This window comes from Sulfurimonas marina (assembly GCF_014905095.1).
Classification (GTDB): Bacteria; Campylobacterota; Campylobacteria; order Campylobacterales; family Sulfurimonadaceae; genus Sulfurimonas; species Sulfurimonas marina.
Genome location: NZ_CP041165.1, coordinates 493,113 through 512,190, shown reverse-complemented (window position 1 = coordinate 512,190; position 19,078 = coordinate 493,113). Strand labels below are relative to the sequence as shown.

At 35.9% G+C, this 19,078-nt stretch carries 18 protein-coding genes; 10 read left to right on the top strand and 8 right to left on the bottom strand.

The features are described from left to right. Nucleotides 1–27 precede the first annotated feature (27 nt). The 7 genes from FJR03_RS02705 to FJR03_RS02675 all read right to left on the bottom strand — a co-directional run bounded on the left by FJR03_RS02705 (nt 28) and on the right by FJR03_RS02675 (nt 5,895). The gene (locus FJR03_RS02705) at nt 28–462 is read right to left on the bottom strand and encodes a hypothetical protein (RefSeq protein WP_193114131.1); all 435 of its coding nucleotides are present in this window, start codon (nt 460–462) and stop codon (nt 28–30) included. Between the two features lie 95 nt (nt 463–557). Next, nucleotides 558–839 carry a hypothetical protein gene (locus tag FJR03_RS02700; protein WP_193114130.1) on the bottom strand — a complete coding sequence of 94 codons (282 nt, stop codon included), beginning with the start codon at nt 837–839 and terminating at the stop codon, nt 558–560. Nucleotides 840–926: 87 nt separating this feature from the next. Further along, on the bottom strand, nt 927–1,268 hold the full coding sequence (locus FJR03_RS02695; RefSeq protein WP_193114129.1) for a P-II family nitrogen regulator: 342 nt from the start codon (nt 1,266–1,268) through the stop codon (nt 927–929). Nucleotides 1,269–1,301: 33 nt separating this feature from the next. Next, nucleotides 1,302–2,606 carry an ammonium transporter gene (locus FJR03_RS02690; protein ID WP_193114128.1) on the bottom strand — a complete coding sequence of 435 codons (1,305 nt, stop codon included), beginning with the start codon at nt 2,604–2,606 and terminating at the stop codon, nt 1,302–1,304. 156 nt (nt 2,607–2,762) lie between these two features. Further along, nucleotides 2,763–4,976, bottom strand: a complete 2,214-nt coding sequence (gene purL, locus FJR03_RS02685) for a phosphoribosylformylglycinamidine synthase subunit PurL (RefSeq protein ID WP_193114127.1) — start codon at nt 4,974–4,976, stop codon at nt 2,763–2,765. Between the two features lie 63 nt (nt 4,977–5,039). Continuing rightward, nucleotides 5,040–5,564, bottom strand: a complete 525-nt coding sequence (locus tag FJR03_RS02680) for a GreA/GreB family elongation factor (RefSeq protein ID WP_193114126.1) — start codon at nt 5,562–5,564, stop codon at nt 5,040–5,042. A 4-nt stretch (nt 5,565–5,568) separates the two neighbouring features. Then, nucleotides 5,569–5,895 (bottom strand): hypothetical protein, encoded by a 327-nt coding sequence (locus FJR03_RS02675; RefSeq protein WP_193114125.1) that lies wholly within the window; start codon nt 5,893–5,895, stop codon nt 5,569–5,571. 136 nt (nt 5,896–6,031) lie between these two features. On the opposite strand from FJR03_RS02675, the gene FJR03_RS02670 reads away from it, so the two are divergent. From FJR03_RS02670 to FJR03_RS02630, 9 genes are all read left to right on the top strand, one after another. After that, on the top strand, nt 6,032–6,832 hold the full coding sequence (locus FJR03_RS02670) for an HDOD domain-containing protein (protein ID WP_193114124.1): 801 nt from the start codon (nt 6,032–6,034) through the stop codon (nt 6,830–6,832). A gap of 48 nt (nt 6,833–6,880) precedes the next feature. Continuing rightward, nucleotides 6,881–8,782 (top strand): RNB domain-containing ribonuclease, encoded by a 1,902-nt coding sequence (locus FJR03_RS02665; protein ID WP_226962160.1) that lies wholly within the window; start codon nt 6,881–6,883, stop codon nt 8,780–8,782. After that, nucleotides 8,775–9,737, top strand: coding sequence for a DNA polymerase III subunit delta (gene holA, locus FJR03_RS02660; protein ID WP_193114122.1), 963 nt, complete (start codon nt 8,775–8,777; stop codon nt 9,735–9,737). Before FJR03_RS02665 ends, holA begins: the two co-directional genes overlap by 8 nt. Before the next feature lie 61 nt (nt 9,738–9,798). Beyond that, a complete protein-coding gene (locus FJR03_RS02655; RefSeq protein WP_193114121.1) occupies nt 9,799–10,200 on the top strand; it encodes a Fur family transcriptional regulator in 402 nt (133 codons plus the stop codon). Between the two features lie 66 nt (nt 10,201–10,266). Continuing rightward, nucleotides 10,267–11,193 (top strand): ribose-phosphate pyrophosphokinase, encoded by a 927-nt coding sequence (locus FJR03_RS02650; RefSeq protein ID WP_193114120.1) that lies wholly within the window; start codon nt 10,267–10,269, stop codon nt 11,191–11,193. 9 nt (nt 11,194–11,202) lie between these two features. Next, a complete protein-coding gene (gene lepA, locus FJR03_RS02645; RefSeq protein WP_193114119.1) occupies nt 11,203–12,993 on the top strand; it encodes a translation elongation factor 4 in 1,791 nt (596 codons plus the stop codon). 135 nt (nt 12,994–13,128) lie between these two features. Then, entirely contained in the window at nt 13,129–13,698 is a 570-nt protein-coding gene (locus tag FJR03_RS02640) for a phosphoribosyltransferase family protein (RefSeq protein WP_226962159.1), read from the top strand. A gap of 61 nt (nt 13,699–13,759) precedes the next feature. Further along, a complete protein-coding gene (locus tag FJR03_RS02635; protein ID WP_193114117.1) occupies nt 13,760–14,227 on the top strand; it encodes a thioredoxin domain-containing protein in 468 nt (155 codons plus the stop codon). 8 nt (nt 14,228–14,235) lie between these two features. Then, nucleotides 14,236–16,317, top strand: coding sequence for an RND transporter family protein (locus FJR03_RS02630; protein ID WP_193114116.1), 2,082 nt, complete (start codon nt 14,236–14,238; stop codon nt 16,315–16,317). On the opposite strand, the gene FJR03_RS02625 is transcribed toward FJR03_RS02630, so the two are convergent. Then, nucleotides 16,314–18,314, bottom strand: a complete 2,001-nt coding sequence (locus FJR03_RS02625) for a translocation/assembly module TamB domain-containing protein (protein WP_193114115.1) — start codon at nt 18,312–18,314, stop codon at nt 16,314–16,316. The genes FJR03_RS02630 and FJR03_RS02625 overlap by 4 nt on opposite strands. A 179-nt stretch (nt 18,315–18,493) precedes the next feature. Here FJR03_RS02625 and grpE point away from each other — a divergent pair, with 179 nt between their 5' ends. Beyond that, nucleotides 18,494–19,045, top strand: a complete 552-nt coding sequence (gene grpE / locus FJR03_RS02620) for a nucleotide exchange factor GrpE (RefSeq protein ID WP_193114114.1) — start codon at nt 18,494–18,496, stop codon at nt 19,043–19,045. The last annotated feature ends 33 nt before the right edge of the window (nt 19,046–19,078 follow it).

Below are 19,078 nucleotides of genomic sequence, written 5' to 3'. Positions count from 1 at the left end.
ATAGCGCTGCAAATGCAGCACTATAATCTACAATGTAGTCTTAACTAAGTTTGTATAAACTTTACTTTGCAGGTCTTCTAAAGACTGCTGTGCTTCTTCTGCGATCTTTGAATCTTTATCTTTAAGAGTTAAGTTCATAGAGAATCCGCTTTCAGCCAAACTTACATTTAAGTTTACCGTTTCGTGAATAATTCTACGTTGACCGCGATTAACCGCATGATTATAGTATTTTCGTTTCTGTGAAAAGTTTTTTTCCAAACTTAGCTTTTGGGGAGTATCACCTGTAACACGCCATGATTCTTTTGAGGCAGCATCCATAAAAGCATCTTTTAATACCTGTGTATCAAAACTGTTTTTAAACGTTTTTTCTACTTTGATCGAATCTTTTTGAACACTCTGTGCCTGTGCCTGAGTAAATAACATACCAGCTGTAAATAATGTAGATACAAGAATTTTTTTCATATTTTTATCCTAAGTTTATAATTTATTTTTTTACTATAGACAATGCTATATTTTATTTGTTTTTGAAATTTGTTTGAATTTTAAGGAGGGAGATATTATAAAACTATAGGAGGTCTATGAATCTCTGTCGAGAACTCTTGCATAGATATAGTGTTATGAAAATCTATTTTTTTTACAAGAGGATAAGCATTTTTTGCAATATCTTCAACTGTAAAAAACAGTCTATCATCATCTTCGATCTCTTCTGGAACATCGATAGTTTGCTGCACTTCTTTTTCCACTGAAATAGGTTCTATACCCTCTGTATAGAGTTGTGCTTCTAAAGCTAAACTAAACAATGATAACAATAAGATTACCAATAACGATTTAATTTTCATACCAGAATTGTAATATTTTAAGGGTAAATATTTAGTAAATAATAAAGGTGTAGATATTAAATTTAAGCTAAAATTAATGCTGTAGTTTTATCCTACAGCATTTTCTCCAGTTTCACCGGTACGAATTCTAATAACATTAACCATCGAAGATACAAAGATTTTCCCATCACCCGCTTTGCCGGTATGATTAACCTCTTTTATTACATCAGTTACTTTTGTAACCTCGTTATCTGCAACAATAATCTCTAATCTCATATGGGGCACAAAATCTATTTGATACTCTGAACCTCTATAAAGTTCAGAATGTTTTTTCGCTTCTCCATACCCTTGTACTTCTTCTACTGTTAAACCACTTATACCAACTTCAACTAATGCAACTTTTAGGTCTTCAAGTTTAAAAGGTTTTATGATTGCTTCTATTTTTTTCATCTCAATTCTCTCTTTTTCAATATCGAAAAGTTCTTATAAGTTAAGAACTTTTTCGCCATGAACAGCTTCATCAAGACCAAGTTGTTCAGTTTCATCATCAACTCTACCACCACCAGTGATTGCAGAAGCGATATAGTAAACGATAACAGTACCAACTAAAGTGAAGATACCAACTACTACTACAGATTCAACTTGAACCATAAATTGACCCATTCTGTCACCTGCAGCTTTTAGTGGACCATCCCATAGTAAGTCTTGGTCGTTTAGAGCTAATAAACCTGTTGCTAATGCACCCCATAGACCTGCTAAGAAGTGGATACCAAATGCATCTAAAGAATCATCATAACCAAGTTTCTTTTTAAGTACAGCTACACCGAAGAAACCTACAACTGAACCTACACCACCTACGATGAATGCACCAGTTACATCAACGAATCCAGCAGCTGGAGTAATTGCAACTAAACCTGCTACAACACCTGAAGCAGCACCTAATAGTGTTGGTTTTTTGAATACCATCCACTCTAATCCTACCCATACCATTGCAGCAAATGCAGTAGCTAATGTAGTTGTTAAGTAAGCAAGACCAGCGATTTCGTTAGCACCGAATGCAGAACCACCGTTGAATCCATACCAACCAAACCATAATAATGCTGCACCTAGTGCTGTTAACATTACTGACATTGGTTTCATTGCAATTTTTGGATAACCGTTACGTTTACCTACTAGGTAAGCTAATACTAAACCAGCTAAACCACCATTCATGTGTACAACTGTACCACCTGCGAAATCTAATGCACCTGCATCAAATAATAAGGCACCGTCTCCACCCCATACCATGTGTGTAATTGGAGCATATACTACAATTGTCCAGATTGCAACAAATACGATCCATGTTGAAAACTTGATTCTCTCAATAACTGAACCAGAAGCAATAGCTACAGTAATAGCTGCAAAAGTACCTTGGAATACAACAAATACATAAGTTGGATATGTACCACTTAAGTCATTCCAGTTAATACCGCTTAAGAATGCGTTACCAAATCCACCGATAAATGTTTGAAGGCTTCCACCGTCACCGAATGCCATTGAATAACCTGCTGCTATCCATGCGATAAAAGCAACTGCAAATGCTCCTAATACCATTGCATAAGTATTAAGCACATTCTTACTTCTTGTCATACCTGCATAAAAAAGCGCCAACCCTGCCGGCGTCATTAGTAATACTAATGCAGCTGATACCATCATCCACGCTGTATCACCTGTATCTAGTGTAGGCGCATCTTCCGCTAACGCCAAAGTCGGTAATGCGAACAACATCGCTACTAGCCATTTCTTCATGTTAATCCTTCGAAATAATGTAGAAAAATTATATACCTTTTCAAAGTGATTGACGACAAAAAACTGATTATTTTTTAGGCAGTTATTTTGATTAATTATTAATCAAAAAGTGATTAATAATTGAGGGGAAGTGTGTAGAGAGGGAGTATGGAGAGACTATAAATCTCTCTCAATTACTCTTTTAAATGTATTGAAGTAGTTATCTTTAAGTAGTTCCATGCTCATTGAAACATCATTGATTCTGATTGTATCGCCACCAACTGTACCGATTTTTTCACAAGCAAGACCGTTTAGTTCAGCTTCAAAAGCAGCTGCATTTTCTGGTTTTACAGATACGATCGCACGAGAAAAAGACTCAGCAAAGATATCACGCTCATCTTCTACACTCATATTTACGTCACATCCAAGACCTGAAGTTGCCGCCATTTTAGCTAAAGCGATAGCTACACCACCGCTTGAAGCATCTTTAGCACACTCTAGTAGATGTTTTTTATTTGCTTCGATCACTAAGTCCCAAAGCGCAAGCTCTTTTTTGTAGTCGATCTCAGGAAGAGTTCCAGCAACAGTTCCACAAATCTCTTTCATATATAATGAACCACCGAACTCACTTTTTGACTCACCAACCAGGTAAAGGATATCACCTTCGTTTTGGAAGTTTGAAAGAAGTACATTGTTTTGGTCATCATTTACACCAACAGTTGCGATCGAAGGTGTAGGGAATACTGAAACTCCGTTTGTTTCATTATATAGTGAAACGTTTCCACCGATAACCGGAGTAGTAAGTTCAGCACACGCTTCTTTAATACCTAGACAACCTTCACCGAATTGCCACATAACTTCCGGATTTTCAGGGTTACCGTAGTTTAGACAGTCAGTGATCGCAAGTGGACGAGCACCAGACATTGCAACGTTTCTACCAGACTCGATTACTGCAGCAGCCCCGCCCCCTTTAGGATCGATAAAACAGTAACGAACGTTACAGTCAGCACTCATTGCAAGTGCGCGACCATTCTCTTTTACACGGATTACAGAAGCGTCAAGCTCTCCACCTTTTTTTACCGTATTTGTTTGTACCATTGAATCGTACTGAGTATAGATCCAAGATTTATCTACAACTTCCATAGATTTTGTAAGTGTTTCAAACGCTTCTTGGTTTGACACTTTTGCAAAGTCATTAATAGTAGTATCTTTGATCTCATCTAAGTAAGCAGGTCTTTTCATCGGACGGTTCAGCTCAGGTGCCTCTTCAGAAACCGGATCAACTGGAACCTCAGCAACTTTATCACCGTGCCAGAAAAGTTCCATGTTTCCAGTTGCAGTTACTTCACCGATAACTGCAGCATCAAGATCCCATTTTTCAAAAATCTTGATGATCTCCTCTTCTGAACCTTTTTTAGCACAAAGAAGCATACGCTCTTGAGATTCTGAAAGCATAAAGTCGTACGGAGTCATCCCCTCTTCACGAGCAGGAACTTTGTCCAGATGCATAATCATCCCCGAACCTGAACGTCCAGCCATCTCAAAAGATGAAGATGTAAGTCCAGCTGCACCCATATCTTGGATACCAACAACGTGATCAGTTTTGAAAAGCTCTAAACACGCTTCAAGTAAAAGTTTTTCAGTAAACGGGTCACCTACCTGAACAGTCGGGCGAAGAGATTTTGACTCTTCAGTAAAAGAATCTGAACTCATAACAGCTCCACCAAGACCGTCACGACCAGTTTTTGCACCAACGTAAAGTACAGGGTTACCAATACCCTCTGCACGACCGTAGAAGATCTCATCAGATTTTGCAAGACCTAATGTAAATGCATTTACTAAAATGTTTCCATTATAACATTCATCAAAACTTGTCTCACCACCGATAGTCGGTACACCCATACAGTTACCGTATCCACCGATACCTTCAGTTACACCGCGTACTAAATATCTTTGGTGCTTAGAGATATCATCATCGTTTAACACATTACCAAATCTTAGTGCATTTAAATTTGCAACAGGACGAGCACCCATTGTAAATACGTCACGCATAATACCACCAACACCAGTTGCAGCACCTTGATACGGTTCAATAAAACTTGGGTGGTTGTGTGATTCCATTTTAAATACGGCAGCATAACCGTCACCGATGTCAATAACTCCGGCATTTTCACCTGGACCTTGGATAACCCATGGTGCTTTAGTAGGGAAACCTTTTAAGTGTACTTTTGAAGATTTGTACGAACAGTGCTCAGACCACATTGCTGAGAAAACACCAAGCTCTACAAGATTCGGTTCACGACCTAAAATCTCTTTTATATGTGTGTAGTCATCTTGGCTTAACTTGTGATTTGCAAGTTGTTGATCTATATCAGGTAATTGTTGGCTCACGGATAGTTCCTAAAATTTGAGTTTTTAAATGCGGATTATATCGAAATTCTGCTAAATCTTATTTTAATGGAAGGAAAAGTCTTTTTTAGTCCTAATATTCTTTTTGAGTGTAAAGATATTTATATACTCTATCGCTTCAATCTCATACTCTTTAATACCGTTTGGAAGTTTTACTTTAAAATCATCACCTACTTCTTTACCGAGCATTGCACGAGCAAGCGGAGAATGAATAGAGATCAAACCGTTTTCAATTTCACTTTCAAGCACACCACACAATGTATATTTTTCCTCTTCGTCAGTATCATAATTTACAATGGTAACGGTACTTCCAAATGAAACTTTTACATGGGGATGAAGCGAAGGGTCTATCACATTCGCGGATTTTATCATTTTATCTAGATAAAAAAGTCTCTTATCAATAAAACGAAGTTTCTCTTTAGCGGCTTGGTAATCTGCGTTTTCGCTTCTGTCACCAAGGGCAGCAGCCACCCTTTTCTCTTCTGCAGTTTTGGGTTTTTCAACCTCTAGTAAAAATTTAAACTCTTCTACCAGAAGGTCGTACCCTTCTAAACTCATAGGTTCTGTCATAATTTTAGTGATGAAATCCTAAAATGTAGTACGTTTCTTTTTGAGGGATTTTTTCAAGTTTAACTTTATACTTATCGCTGAAGTGCTTTACTTTTTGATGCGCTTCTTGCACCAATTCTTCCGAATCTGATTCAATTTTAATCTTTAAATAATCTTTCGAATTTGAAAGGGCTACATAGGCATTGTTCACTTTTAAATGATCGTGTAAATCCATAATGTGTTTTTCAATTTTTGCATAATCTTTTGTATTATTTTTTATCTTTTCAAACTGTTGAACCAGTGTTTGATTTGGTGCATATCCTAACTGTATTAGCATCGCATCATTTTGCATATTAAATCTCCCTGTTTTTAGTAATTAATTTTTAAAGAAAATCATAACAGCTTTTTGTAAATATTCAGTCTGATTTTATCTATAAGTTATATAATTATACAATTACAATAAATCTAAAATAAGAGAGTCTACCCTTATGACTGAAGCAATTTTAAAAAAGATTAAACAACTGCCGCCACTTCCGGAATCTGCTATGGAGATCGAAGCAGTATATCAAAATCCGGATAGTACGTTTAACGATATGGTAAAGATCCTAGAAAAAGATCCTCTTTTAACTGCAGATATTTTAAAAGCTGCAAACTCTCCACTATACGGCTTTTCACGTGAGATTAACGCTATCTCTCAAGCAGTAGGACTTTTTGGAATGGGTACTGTTCGCGGTTTTGCTTTAGCTTCAATTGTAAAGAAAAGTTTTCCTCTTGACTTATCTCCTTACGGAATCTCAAATGAAATGTTTTCTACTCTTTCAAAAAAACAACATGCACTTGTAACAGCATGGTGTTTAAGAAAAGAGAACAAACTGATGGGTGTTTTATCTCCTGCAGCTTTTTTAGTTGAGATTGGAAAAGTTCTTATAGCTCAACAAATTATTGCCGAATCAAAACAAGAACAATTCCGTGATACTTTAGAGAAAATAAAAGATGTTGAAGAAGCTGAAAAAGAAGTAGTGGGTGCAGATACTCCTGAAGTAAGTTCTTTAATCTTCAGTCAGTGGAAATTTGAAGAAAGTCTTGTTAATGTTATAGCACATTGTGAAGACCCTGAAAAAGCTGAAGATGAAGATACAAAACGTGCAGCAAAAATTCTTCATGTTGTTCGTGTATCGGTACCTATGAATGGTACGGTTACAGAAGAAAGTATTGCAGCAGCAAAAGAGTTAATCGCAAAATATGAACTTGATTTAGAAAGCTATGAAACAGCTATAGAAAATCTATAGAAAAGATCTTACAAGTTGAAATCTCTACTCATTAAGCTCACTCATGGATTGAGTGAGCAAGATACCACTGAACACGAACTCCAACTTATCGGAGAGTGGCTCTCCAAAAACTACCTCACATACAAAGACAATGTTTATAAGTTTCATTCTAAATATCGTGCAGGTACTTTAGGACTTGTACAAAACAATACAGCATATCTACATGTTATCGGTGAGAATGTAAAAGACTTGTATATAGATGATATTGGTGTAGCTACAGAGGGTGATCTTATTATTGCGAAGAGATTACTTGGGAAACGGGGAACTCCTGCTGCAACTATTGCTGAAATTGTAGGGCGTGAACAAACTTACTCTATCGGGTATATTATAGAAAAGTACGGGCATAGATCATTCGTAGATCTTAAAACTGAACATCCCGTCGGAGCAGAACTTAGTGAAGAGGAATTAAATAGCCATAATCTGGGGGACCTCTTTAAAATAGATAACTTCGAAAACACAGTAGTTGAATTTCTTGGGAACCTTGATGATCCTCTAGTAGATGAAAAAATAGTACTTGCACAGTTCAATAAACATGATGAATTTGATGAAGAGGTTTTAAAACTTGCAAAATCATTTCCTGAGGTAGATGCTTCAAAATATCCAAAAAGAAAAGATCTCAGATCACTACCGTTTTCTACGATCGACCCTGTTACTGCAAAAGATTTTGATGATGCCATCTGCTGGGATGATGCAAACTCTGTACTTTATGTAGCAATCGCAGATGTAAGTGAATATGTAAAACCATTCGGTCCAATAGATGATGAAGCGATATACAGAAGTTTTTCTATCTATCTGCCTCATCGTTCAATTCCGATGTTACCGCGTGAACTAAGTGAGACTTTATGTTCACTTCAGCCTCATAAGGACAGACTCTCTTATGTTTTTGAGATGCACCTCGACAGAGAATCTTTAGAGGTTGTACACTCTGAAGTTTATGAAGCTATTATCCATTCAAAAAGAAGATTTAACTATGAAGAGATAGATCTATTTTTTGAAGGGAAACTCAAACCGAAAAACAGTGATGAGGAAGAGGTTTTAGATGCAATCTCTAAACTCAAACCTATTACCGATGCGCTACGTGAGAAAAGATTAAAAATAGGATTTGATTTCAGATCTAGCGAGATAGAGATGCAGATCGATGAACAGCATAATATCGTCTCAACACATGAAGCTGAGGAGACTCCTTCACACTCTTTGATCGAAGATTGTATGCTTTTAGCAAATAAAGAAGCAGCCAGCCGTTATGATCGCGGAATCTTTAGAATTCACGAACCGCCTAGTCAAGCAAAACTGCAAGTGCTTTACCAAGAGTTAGCATCTATCGGTATTCAAATAGAGATAAAAGACACAGTTAAAGAGACTATAGAGTTTATTCAGGAGCAGGCTCGAGATCTGAACCTGGAGAGTGAAGTCGATACCCTCATTATTCGTGCACAGATGCAGGCTCGATATGCACCGCTTAATTACGGTCACTTTGGACTTGGCTTTGATCGATATACACACTTTACATCTCCAATTAGAAGATACAGTGACCTGATTGTACACCGCCTTTTAAAAGCTATTAATGCAGGTGATACAGCTGAAGGTTCTTATGTTCTTAGAAACATAGAATCTCTCTCAATGGCGATCAGTGAAAAAGAGCGTGAAGCAAGTACCATAGAGATAGAGTTTATGGCTCGTAAATACGCACGATGGGCAAACGAAAATATAGGGAAAGAGTTTAAAGCAAAAATCACGGCAACCGATCCAGAACTTCGTGGCGATCTCAAAGATGAGATCATCGGTGCGAAACTTCAACTCACTGCACATGATAATTTTGTTCTCTTTGAAGATGTAATTGTAAGAATAGATAAAGTTGATATTGCACGTGCAAGAATCTTTGCAACAATTGTAAGAAGAGTTGATGTATAAAGCAGAGTTTGACAAACATATTCAAAGTAAAAGTGTTTCAAACGCCTTAGTTTTTTTCGGTGAGAGTGCTTTTCTTATAGATATGTACACAAAAATGATGACAAACATCGAAGATGCAAACACTCTTACATATTATTATGATGAGTATGACTTCAACTCTGCAAAAGCGCATCTTTCACAAGCTTCACTTTTCGGCGATCGCAATATTTTGATCATTAAGAGTGAAAAAAAAGTTAATAAAAAAGACCTCGAAACTCTCATAGCACTATGTGAAAAAAATCCCGATAATATTTTTGTGTATGCTTATTACGGAAGCGATCATAAAACATATACGAAAGCGTTTGCAAAAACAAAAGCGATGAACGTGAGATTTTTCAATCCAAAAGAGTATGAAGCGCAAAATATCATCCTCAATCTGGCTCAGCAAAAAAATGTCAAGATAGACAAATACAGTGTTTCACATCTTCTGAACACTCATAATGCAGATGTAGCACTAGCTGCAAATGAGCTTGACAAGCTCGCAGTTTTCGATCGTGAAATTACAACAAAAGATATAGATAATGTAGTATATGGTTTAGGGGAGATAAACCTAGAAGACTTTATGAAAAAGCTTTTAGAAAAGCGTGACATTACGGAGGATCTTCAAAACATACTTGAACACGGTGAAGATGAGATTAGAATCCTTACCACACTAACATCTTATATTACGCAGCTCTATATGTTCAATATCTATATCCGTGTTAACGGTGCACCAAATGCCCTTGAAATACTCGGCTATCCAGCACCGAAGTTTGTAGTTGATGCAAAAGCAAACCAGTCAATTAAGATAAAACCGCCTGTATACTATAAGCTTCATGAGCTCCTTTTAGATAGTGAGCTTCAGATGAAAAGTACCCATACCGACAAAGGTGCCATTTTACGCTCTACCCTTATCCGATTCCAAAAGATACTTTAAAAAAAATTATAATTAAAATATAAGGATTCTCCTTTAATAATTGGTGTTGTATAATATAAACATGGAAAATTATACAGAACTATTAAGAGCTCATAATCTAAAAGCGACGCCTCAACGTATTGAGATCGCGAATGCTTTAATGCTCAATGGGCACTTAACAATAGAAAAACTCTATGATATATTGTTAAAAAAGTTCAACTCAATATCTTTGGCGACGATCTATAAAAATATCAATATTATGATCGAAAATGCCTTTATACAAGAGGTAAAACTTCCAAATGCCAAATCTGTGTATGAACTTACTAAAGAAGCACATTCTCATTTAGTATGTGAAAAATGTGGAGAGGTGGAAGATATCCATTTAGATCTTTCCCCTATTCATGAGTTCGACCTAAGCCATATAAATTTTCAAGTTAATAAAGTTGATATGGTTTTATCAGGACTTTGCAAAAACTGCCAATAATTTTTCAACATCCTCTTAGGACAGTTGGAGTATAATCACGTATTAAATTTACCAAAAGGTTAACTTATGCGTGGTTATAAAATTTTTGCTGGTACTGCAAGTGTCGATTTTGCTAAAGAGATCTGTTCTGTTTTAGATGTGCCGTTGGCAAAAGCTGATGTTAAAAAGTTTAGTGACGGTGAGATCTCAGTACAAATTTCTGAGTCTGTTCGTGGTCGTGATGTTTTCATTGTACAATCTACTGGTGCTCCATCTAATGATAACTTAATGGAACTTCTCATCATGACAGATGCACTTCGCCGCTCTTCTGCATCAAGCATCACTGCTGTTGTTCCATACTATGGATATGCAAGACAAGATCGTAAAGCTGCTCCAAGAGTTCCAATTACTGCAAAACTAGTAGCCGATATGTATCAAACTGCAGGTATAGACAGAGTTGTAACTATCGATCTACACGCTGGACAAATTCAAGGATTCTTCGATATTCCAGTTGATAACCTCTACGGAAGTATCACTTTTGAGACATATATCAAATCTAAAAATCTTAAAAACCCTATTATCGCTTCTCCGGACATAGGTGGGGTTGCTCGTGCTAGATATTTCGCAAGCAGAATGGGCTTAGAGATGGTTATCGTTGATAAACGTCGTGAGAAAGCAAACGAGAGTGAAGTTATGAACATTATCGGTGATGTTACAGATAAAGATGTAATTATGATCGACGATATGGTAGATACTGCAGGTACTATGGTAAAAGCGGCAACTGCACTTAAAAATAAAGGTGCTAACTCTGTAATGGCTTGTGCAACTCACGGAGTTCTCAGCGGAAAAGCATACGATAACCTTTCAAACGGTGAACTTGATGAACTTATCATCACAAATACACTAGAGACAAAACAACACAATAAAATTAAAGTTTTAACAGTAGCTCCACTTTTCGCTGAAGTAATCCGTAGAGTTTACCACAACGAAAGTGTTAACAGCCTGTTTATGTAGAGGAAAACCTTGGAAAATATTAGAAACTTTTCTATTATCGCACATATTGATCACGGTAAAAGTACACTAGCAGATAGAATTATCCAGGAGTGTGGAGCAGTAAGTGATAGAGAGCTTAGCTCACAGATGATGGATACTATGGATATTGAACAAGAGCGTGGTATCACGATCAAAGCACAATCTGTTAGACTTGACTATGTAAAAGACGGTGAGCACTATATCCTTAACCTTATAGACACTCCGGGCCACGTTGACTTTTCTTATGAGGTAAGTAAATCACTTGCCTCATCTGACGGTGCACTTTTAATCGTTGATGCTGCACAAGGTGTTGAAGCACAAACGATTGCAAATGTATATCTTGCACTTGACAATGACCTTGAACTGATCCCTGTTATCAACAAGATAGATCTCCCTGCAGCTGAACCTGAACGTGTAGCTGAAGAGATTGAAACTTCAATTGGAATCGATGCAACAGATGCCGTACTTGTCAGTGCGAAAACAGGTATAGGTATTCGTGAACTAATTGACGCTATCGTTGATCGTGTACCTGCACCTGTTGGAGATCCTGATGCAACAACGAAAGCGATTATTTACGATTCTTGGTTCGATACATATCTCGGTGCACTTGCACTTGTTCGTGTATTTGACGGAGAGATCTCAAAAGGTCAAACGATTAAACTTATGAGTAGTGGAGAGGAGCATCAGGTACTTGATCTTATGTATCCACACCCTAAGAAAAAGATCAAAACAGGTTCAATCAAATCAGGTGAGATCGGTATTGTTGTACTTGGACTTAAAGAGGTAAGTGTTGTAAGCGTTGGTGATACAATTACAGATGCTAAAAATCCTACTGCAGAGCCTGTTGGAGATTATGAACCGGCAAAACCGTTTGTATTTGCAGGACTTTATCCGATCGATACTGATAAATTTGAAGATCTTCGTGATGCGCTTGACAAGTTAAAACTTAACGACTCATCTTTATCTTATGAGCCTGAGACATCAGTGGCTCTTGGATTTGGTTTCCGTGTAGGTTTCCTTGGAATGCTACACATGGAAGTTATTAAAGAGAGACTTGAGCGTGAATACGGTCTTGACTTGATTGCAACAGCACCTTCGGTAATCTATCATGTATATATGACTGACGGGACAAAGATTGAAGTACAAAATCCTTCAGAACTACCACCTGTTCAAAAGATAGATCATATTGAAGAGCCGTATGTACGTGCAACTGTGATTACTCCAAGTGAATATCTTGGAAATATTATCACGCTACTGGTTTCTAAACGCGGTAACCAAACGAAGATGACTTACCTCAACGAGGATAGAGTTATGCTTGAGTATGAGATCCCTATGAATGAGATTGTAATGGATTTCTACGATACGCTGAAATCTATCTCAAAAGGGTATGCTTCTTTTGATTATGAACCAATTGACTTCAAACAGGGTGACCTTGTAAAACTTGATATTAAAGTTGCAGGTGAAGCTGTGGATGCTCTAAGTGTTATCGTGCCACGTACACAAGCGCTGCCGCGCGGACGTGCACTTGTAAAAAATATGAAAGAGTTAATTCCTCGCCAACTTTTCGAAGTTGCTGTTCAAGCATCTCTTGGAAGTCAGGTTATTGCTCGTGAGACTGTAAAATCTACAGGTAAAAATGTTACGGCAAAATGTTACGGTGGTGATATCACCCGTAAAAGAAAACTGCTTGAAAAACAAAAAGCAGGTAAAAAACGTATGAAAGCTATCGGAAAAGTACAACTTCCGCAAGAGGCATTTATGTCCGTACTAAAAATGGATTAATAAATATGAATGTCTCTCTTTGCGAAAGCAAAAGCTTTAGTGAGATGAATTCTAATTGGAACTTGTTCCAATTGCAAGAAGACAGACAAACAGTAGTTGTTATGTCTGTTCTTAAAATGGACTAACATGCGCTGTATGATGTGTGAGAGATTCTCTTACACTCATATCTGCAAGTTGTGTCAAGAAAACTTTCTTCAACCATCCCTCTACAAAAGAACACTTCACAATAACATCGAGCTCATCTCTTTTTATAAATACGATGAGATCAAAAAACTGCTTCATACAAAACATACAGATGTGGGTTATCATATTTACAATATCTTAGCCAAACACTCATTTGCTAAATTTGCCGAAGAGTTTCATACAAAAGAGAACTATATATCTCTTGCAATCGATGACAAGATTACAAGTGGATATTCACATACGGCTATACTCAACAAACACCTCAGCTCTTACAACATCAAACCTCTTTTTAATAAGATAAGAGCAAAAAACAAAGTCTCCTACTCCGGAAAATCAAAAGCTTTTAGAGAGAACAATCCCAGAGATTTTCAACTGAAAAACTTTCAAGGTGAGAACGTTATTTTGGTAGATGATATCGTAACAACTGGTCTTACAATGAAACAGGCAATCGATATTATTGGCCAGAACAAAGTCGCTCTAGCCCTTAGTCTTGTGGATATCAGCCAAGGTCAAAAACTCTAGCTGATTAAAAAACATACAATTTTGTAATGTGAGTGTAATAAAAAATAGTTATAATTCTTTTATGTTTAAAACAGTAATATTAACTATTTTATTGGCACTATATCTTAACGCTTCAGAGGTTCAACACAATAGTTCCCCCTCGTATGAAACTTCAATTTCACTCCTAAAGAGTATAGAAAGAGATGGGCTAATTTACGGTAAGGGAAAGCGTTTAGTCTATGTTTTTTTAGATCCGTTATGCCCCTACTCTCGTAAGTTTATCTCTATGGTTTCACAAAACCCTAAAATGTTATTAAAATATCGTTACTGTATCTATCTGTATAGTATTCCCCGTCTTCATTCAACAGATGCCGTATCAGCCGTTTACCTCTCTAAAAAACCGATAGATACCCTACTAAAGATCATGATAGCAAAACAAACAATTCTCGCTACCGGTACTCCTCTTTCAAAACAAAGAGTACAAAGGATTGCGACTGTAGCCAAAAAGATGAATGTTAATAAACGTCCCTTTTTAATTATTCAAAAGTGAGTTCTTAAATGTACTACCATACACCAAATATAAATAGATATGTTGATCAAGTTGTAAAATATCGTAAAACTATTATAGTTTTCTATTTTTTACTTGCAGCACTACTCGCATTTTTATATCAACCGAAATTTCTCTCTTCAGATGAGCTGTTTTGGTTAAAAGATTCCCAAGAACTTAAAAAAACAAACGCTCAACAGTTTGATACATATGATCTTTCCAAACTAATAGTCCATATAAAAAATTTTGATGAGAATTCGCTTGAAAAGTTAAAAAATCTTCACAAACAACTTTTGACACTTCAAGGGGTTACAAAAGTATCTTCCCTTTTTAGCAATGACTTTATAGAGACTAAAAAAGAAGATGGTTCAGAGATGGTTGTAGTTGTAAACTCTACAGACTTAGATACTTTACGTCTTAAAAAACTTGTAAAAGAGGTGCATAATGATTACTGTAATGTAGTAGATGAAGAGTTTCAAACATTTTACTTTTTTATCCGTAGCCAACAAACAATAGATCTAAGCAGTTTAAATATTCCCGGGGAATATGAATATGTAGATGTAAATCACGAAATTAACTGGCAAGTAATGTTTTTCTATGCATTTATTTTTATGTTTGTTACATTGATTGTTTTTCGCTTGCTGTTTCGCAACTATCTTGCTGCTATCGGTGGGATGATACTTGTCGGACTATCAACGATCTTGACATTTACAACAATCATAATGGTAACAAACATCTATACGATACATGTAACCATGCCATTTATCACCATTAGTATCGCTTTAGTTGATTTTTTATACTTCTACTACAGATGGCATGTCTCTCAGTACAAAACGAATAAAATGAATGCCCTGAGAAAAATGTTAAACCGCAGTATGGTTCCGGCAATGTGGACCTCTGTTTTAACGGCACTAGGACTTGGTAGTTTAGTGTTTATTGATTCTGATATTATTAGACTTCTGAGTTTAAGTGTAATCATCTCTTCGATCATAGGGTATCTGTTAAACTTAACATTTTTACCTGCATATGTGAGTCACTTTGAACTCAAACACACCCATGTTCCTTATGCAAAACTAGGCTACCTTCTTGCATCAAATGAATTGCACTATTCAAAAAAATACCTTTATAGTTTTTTAACTGTTACCTATCTGCTTCTTATCAGCGGCGGGTATCTGATCTACTCAAAAAGCAATAACCTCTTTAAACTCCCTGTCAAAAATGAGCAGATTGAACTTAAAGTACCCTACAAACAGCTTGATCTAAACCTCATCCACTCTGTAGAAAAATTCAGTAACGATCTCCAAGAGAGGTTTGAGGATGAACTCGGAGATATCAACTCTCTTGCAACTGCCATAGAGAACCTGAACAATGCAAATACCCAAACTGATGAACTTGACCAAGAGGCACTGCTACAAGCTCTTTTTTATATGGATCTTTATAATCTAAGCGATAAATATTTTGATGAGAGTGCCATAAACATCGAGATCAATCTTTTTGATATCAATAAACTTGAACTTCTGGAGTGGCTTGTCAACTATAAAGGGATAGAACTCTATTTTATAGACAATAAAACACTGCTTGGTATCTCTAAATACAGCCAAACATTGTTACTTGCTACATCGCTTTTTTCAGCCCTTGTTATTATAGGACTTATAACAGGATGGATTTTTAGATCAATTGGGATGGTCTTTGTCGGTTTTACTATAAATGTTATCCCAATACTATGGTTTGGAATTATTATCTCACTCCTAAGCATTCCTCTAAGTTTAGAGATGCTTATAGCCATGACTATATCTTTGGGGCTTGCTTCAGATGCAACAATTCACTTTGCCTTTAAATACTTCCGTTTGAGATATTTTGGACGCTCTCAAAAACATACACTTGAAAAAGTTTTTTTCTATGCAGGGATACCTGTTATTATAGGCTCTTTTGTACTTATTTTAGTGTTTGCATCTTTATACTTCTCACAGATCCATTCACTGCAGCTTATCGGAATGTATAGTGCGATGTTAATTTTACTCTCTTTACTGACAGACCTTTTCGTATTGCCTGTCATGTTACTGTTTGTAGACAGATTTAAAACCCAGCGTTAAAAAAGTTTTTTAAAGAGTTTGTTCACCTCTTTGTTGATCACTTTTTTTGCCTCGTCTTTTATAAGTGCACTCGCATCCACTTGTACTTTTGGGGCATTTGCATCCCCTGTCAGTTTTACATAAATTGCAGGATTATTGTTTGCAACAATAGCTACTTTTGAATCTATCTGTTTAGTTTTCGAATTTAACTTCGTGCCTGTAGTTTTTATCGAAGATGTGTTTGATTTGAGATCAAGCGAAGCTACAATATTCTCTTTTTTAATTTTTGCGTTAAGATCACCGAAAAACTTTTGTTTATACAGATCAATCTTTGCATATTTTTTTGTTAAATCCAGAGCTTGGTTACTCATAAACAACCCATCTTTGAGTTTTGCATCACACGTACCGCTGGCAGTTGCCAAGTTATACTTCACTTTTGCATCTACGTCTGATTTAAAGAGTTTCGGGTAAATCAGGATATCTAATATTTTTAAAGTATCCATATTTGAAATATTTGCTACAAAATCATCATTATGAAGTTTTGCATCCAGCTTTCCTCCCGCAATATTACTAAGGGCCGTAAAATCTAAATCTTTATCTTTCTTGAGCTCACCGTTAGCCAGGATAGAACCTTTCAAATGTCTCTCTGTTACAAAATAAAACTTATCTAAGTTATCTACATTTACTTTATAATCACTCTGCAGTGAACTATCTTTAAGATTAAAGCGGGCACGTTTAATATCTAAGTTTGCCAAATTTGAATTTAGATCCAGTTTAGTATCAACTAAATTTCCATCTAGTGTTGTAAAAGTTGTAGCATTAAAAGTAGTGCGTGGTATAAGTGTCTTAAACTCATACGTTTTACTGAGATATTTAGAATCAAGTACACCCTCACTGATAGCTGTTTTTATATTACCTTTTAAGTTGTTCATATCTAAACTGCTCAAAGATGCACTAAGATCAAATGTAGCGTCTGCATAATGAGGTTGTTTTACCATATATAAAAGTTTTTGCAGCTTAAGATGTTTGATAGAAGCTTGAAGTGTTTTTGGTTCAAACTCTTTGAGCACTGCTTGAAAAGTTGTATTTGATCCTGCTATATCAGTTTTACCTTTTATCTTCATCTGCTCTTTTGAACCTTTTACATCACCATTAAGTTTTAAATTTCCTCTTATATCGGCATTTGTAATCGGCTTTAATACTGCAAGTTCTTGAACATCAAGCGCATACTTTAGATCAACTGCTAACGGCTCTGGAACCACTTTACCCTCTGAAGATATTTTTGCCAGATTTGAATTTAGTAGATAGTTGTAATCTATATCATCACCCTGGAGTTTTGCATCCAGTTTCATTTTAAAATCTGTTTTTGGGATTTTGATATTAAAATCTTTTCTCATTACTTCAGAGTTTAGTGTCCCGTTGAGTGTAGTAAGTTTTATATCTCCGTCAAGCTGATGGGGTGTTATGTTTTTAAAGTTAAGGTCCAGATTGATCACTGCACTTGCATAAGCAGGTTTATTTACCATATGTAAGAGTGTTTTGAGATCTGCTTTTTCAACTTTGGCAATAATTGCACTTGGGTTAAACTCATTGAGCTTTACATAATATGTAGTATCGCTTTTTCCCAGATCACTTTTTCCCTTGATCTCAAGAAGTTTCTTGTCACCTACTATAGTTCCGTCTGTAAAAAACGAACCGTTTAGCTCCGTTTGTGTTAAATGTTTCAAACTTGCTAAATCTTTTAGATCAACCATATAGTTCAAGTTAAATGATTGAGAAAAAAGTGAATACTCCCCTTTTACAGATAGAATATTGTTTTGAGGAAGCCATATCACTACCTCGATCTCGCTCATACTTAATTTAAAGGTTTCAACTTTAGCATTTAGCTTAGCCTCTTTATTAATTTGCTCTTCAAGTATAGGCTTAACTATAGAGTTTCCAAAACTAGTAAACACAAGTGTATAAACACTTGCCAAAATGAGTATGAATATTCCAATAATCCACTTTAAATACTTCATAATAACTCCAAATTTTTCATATATACAATAATACATTAATAGATATAATAGAGCAAACAACAAACTTGATACAACTAGACTAAACTTTATTTATATAATTTTCCTAAATTAGCACTTGACATTATTACACTCAATATGTATAATAATGTCATCTTTAGTAAAGGAGAATATAAACAACTATGTCTGAAGAAAAAAAAGATACACAAAATGAAGAACTAGAAGAGACTCTAGAAGAATTAAACGAAGAAGCAGAGGCTGATGCCCAAGCTGTTGATAATGAACTAGATCTTTTACAAAATGAATTAACAACATTAAAAGATAAATATGCACGTGTTCATGCAGATTTTGAGAATATCAAAAAAAGACTTGAACGTGAAAAATATACAGCTGTAGAATATGCAAACGAAAAATTTGCAAAAGATATCATTCCTGTTATAGACTCATTAGAGGGTGCTTTAAAATCAGTTGCTACTGATGGTGATAAGGCAGAACTTTTTGATAAACTAAAAGAGGGAATTGAATTAACACACAAGCAATTTTTAACATCCCTAGAAAAGCACGGTGTAACAATGGTATCTCATGATGAACCGTTTGATCCGAATATTCACAATGCTATCCAAAGTACAGATAGCGATGAAGTTGAAAGTGGACAAATTGTTCAAACTTTCCAAACAGGTTACAAATATAAAGAGCGTCCATTACGTGAAGCAATGGTGGTAGTGGCGAATTAATTTCACTTATGCAACAAAAGTTGCAAAACATAT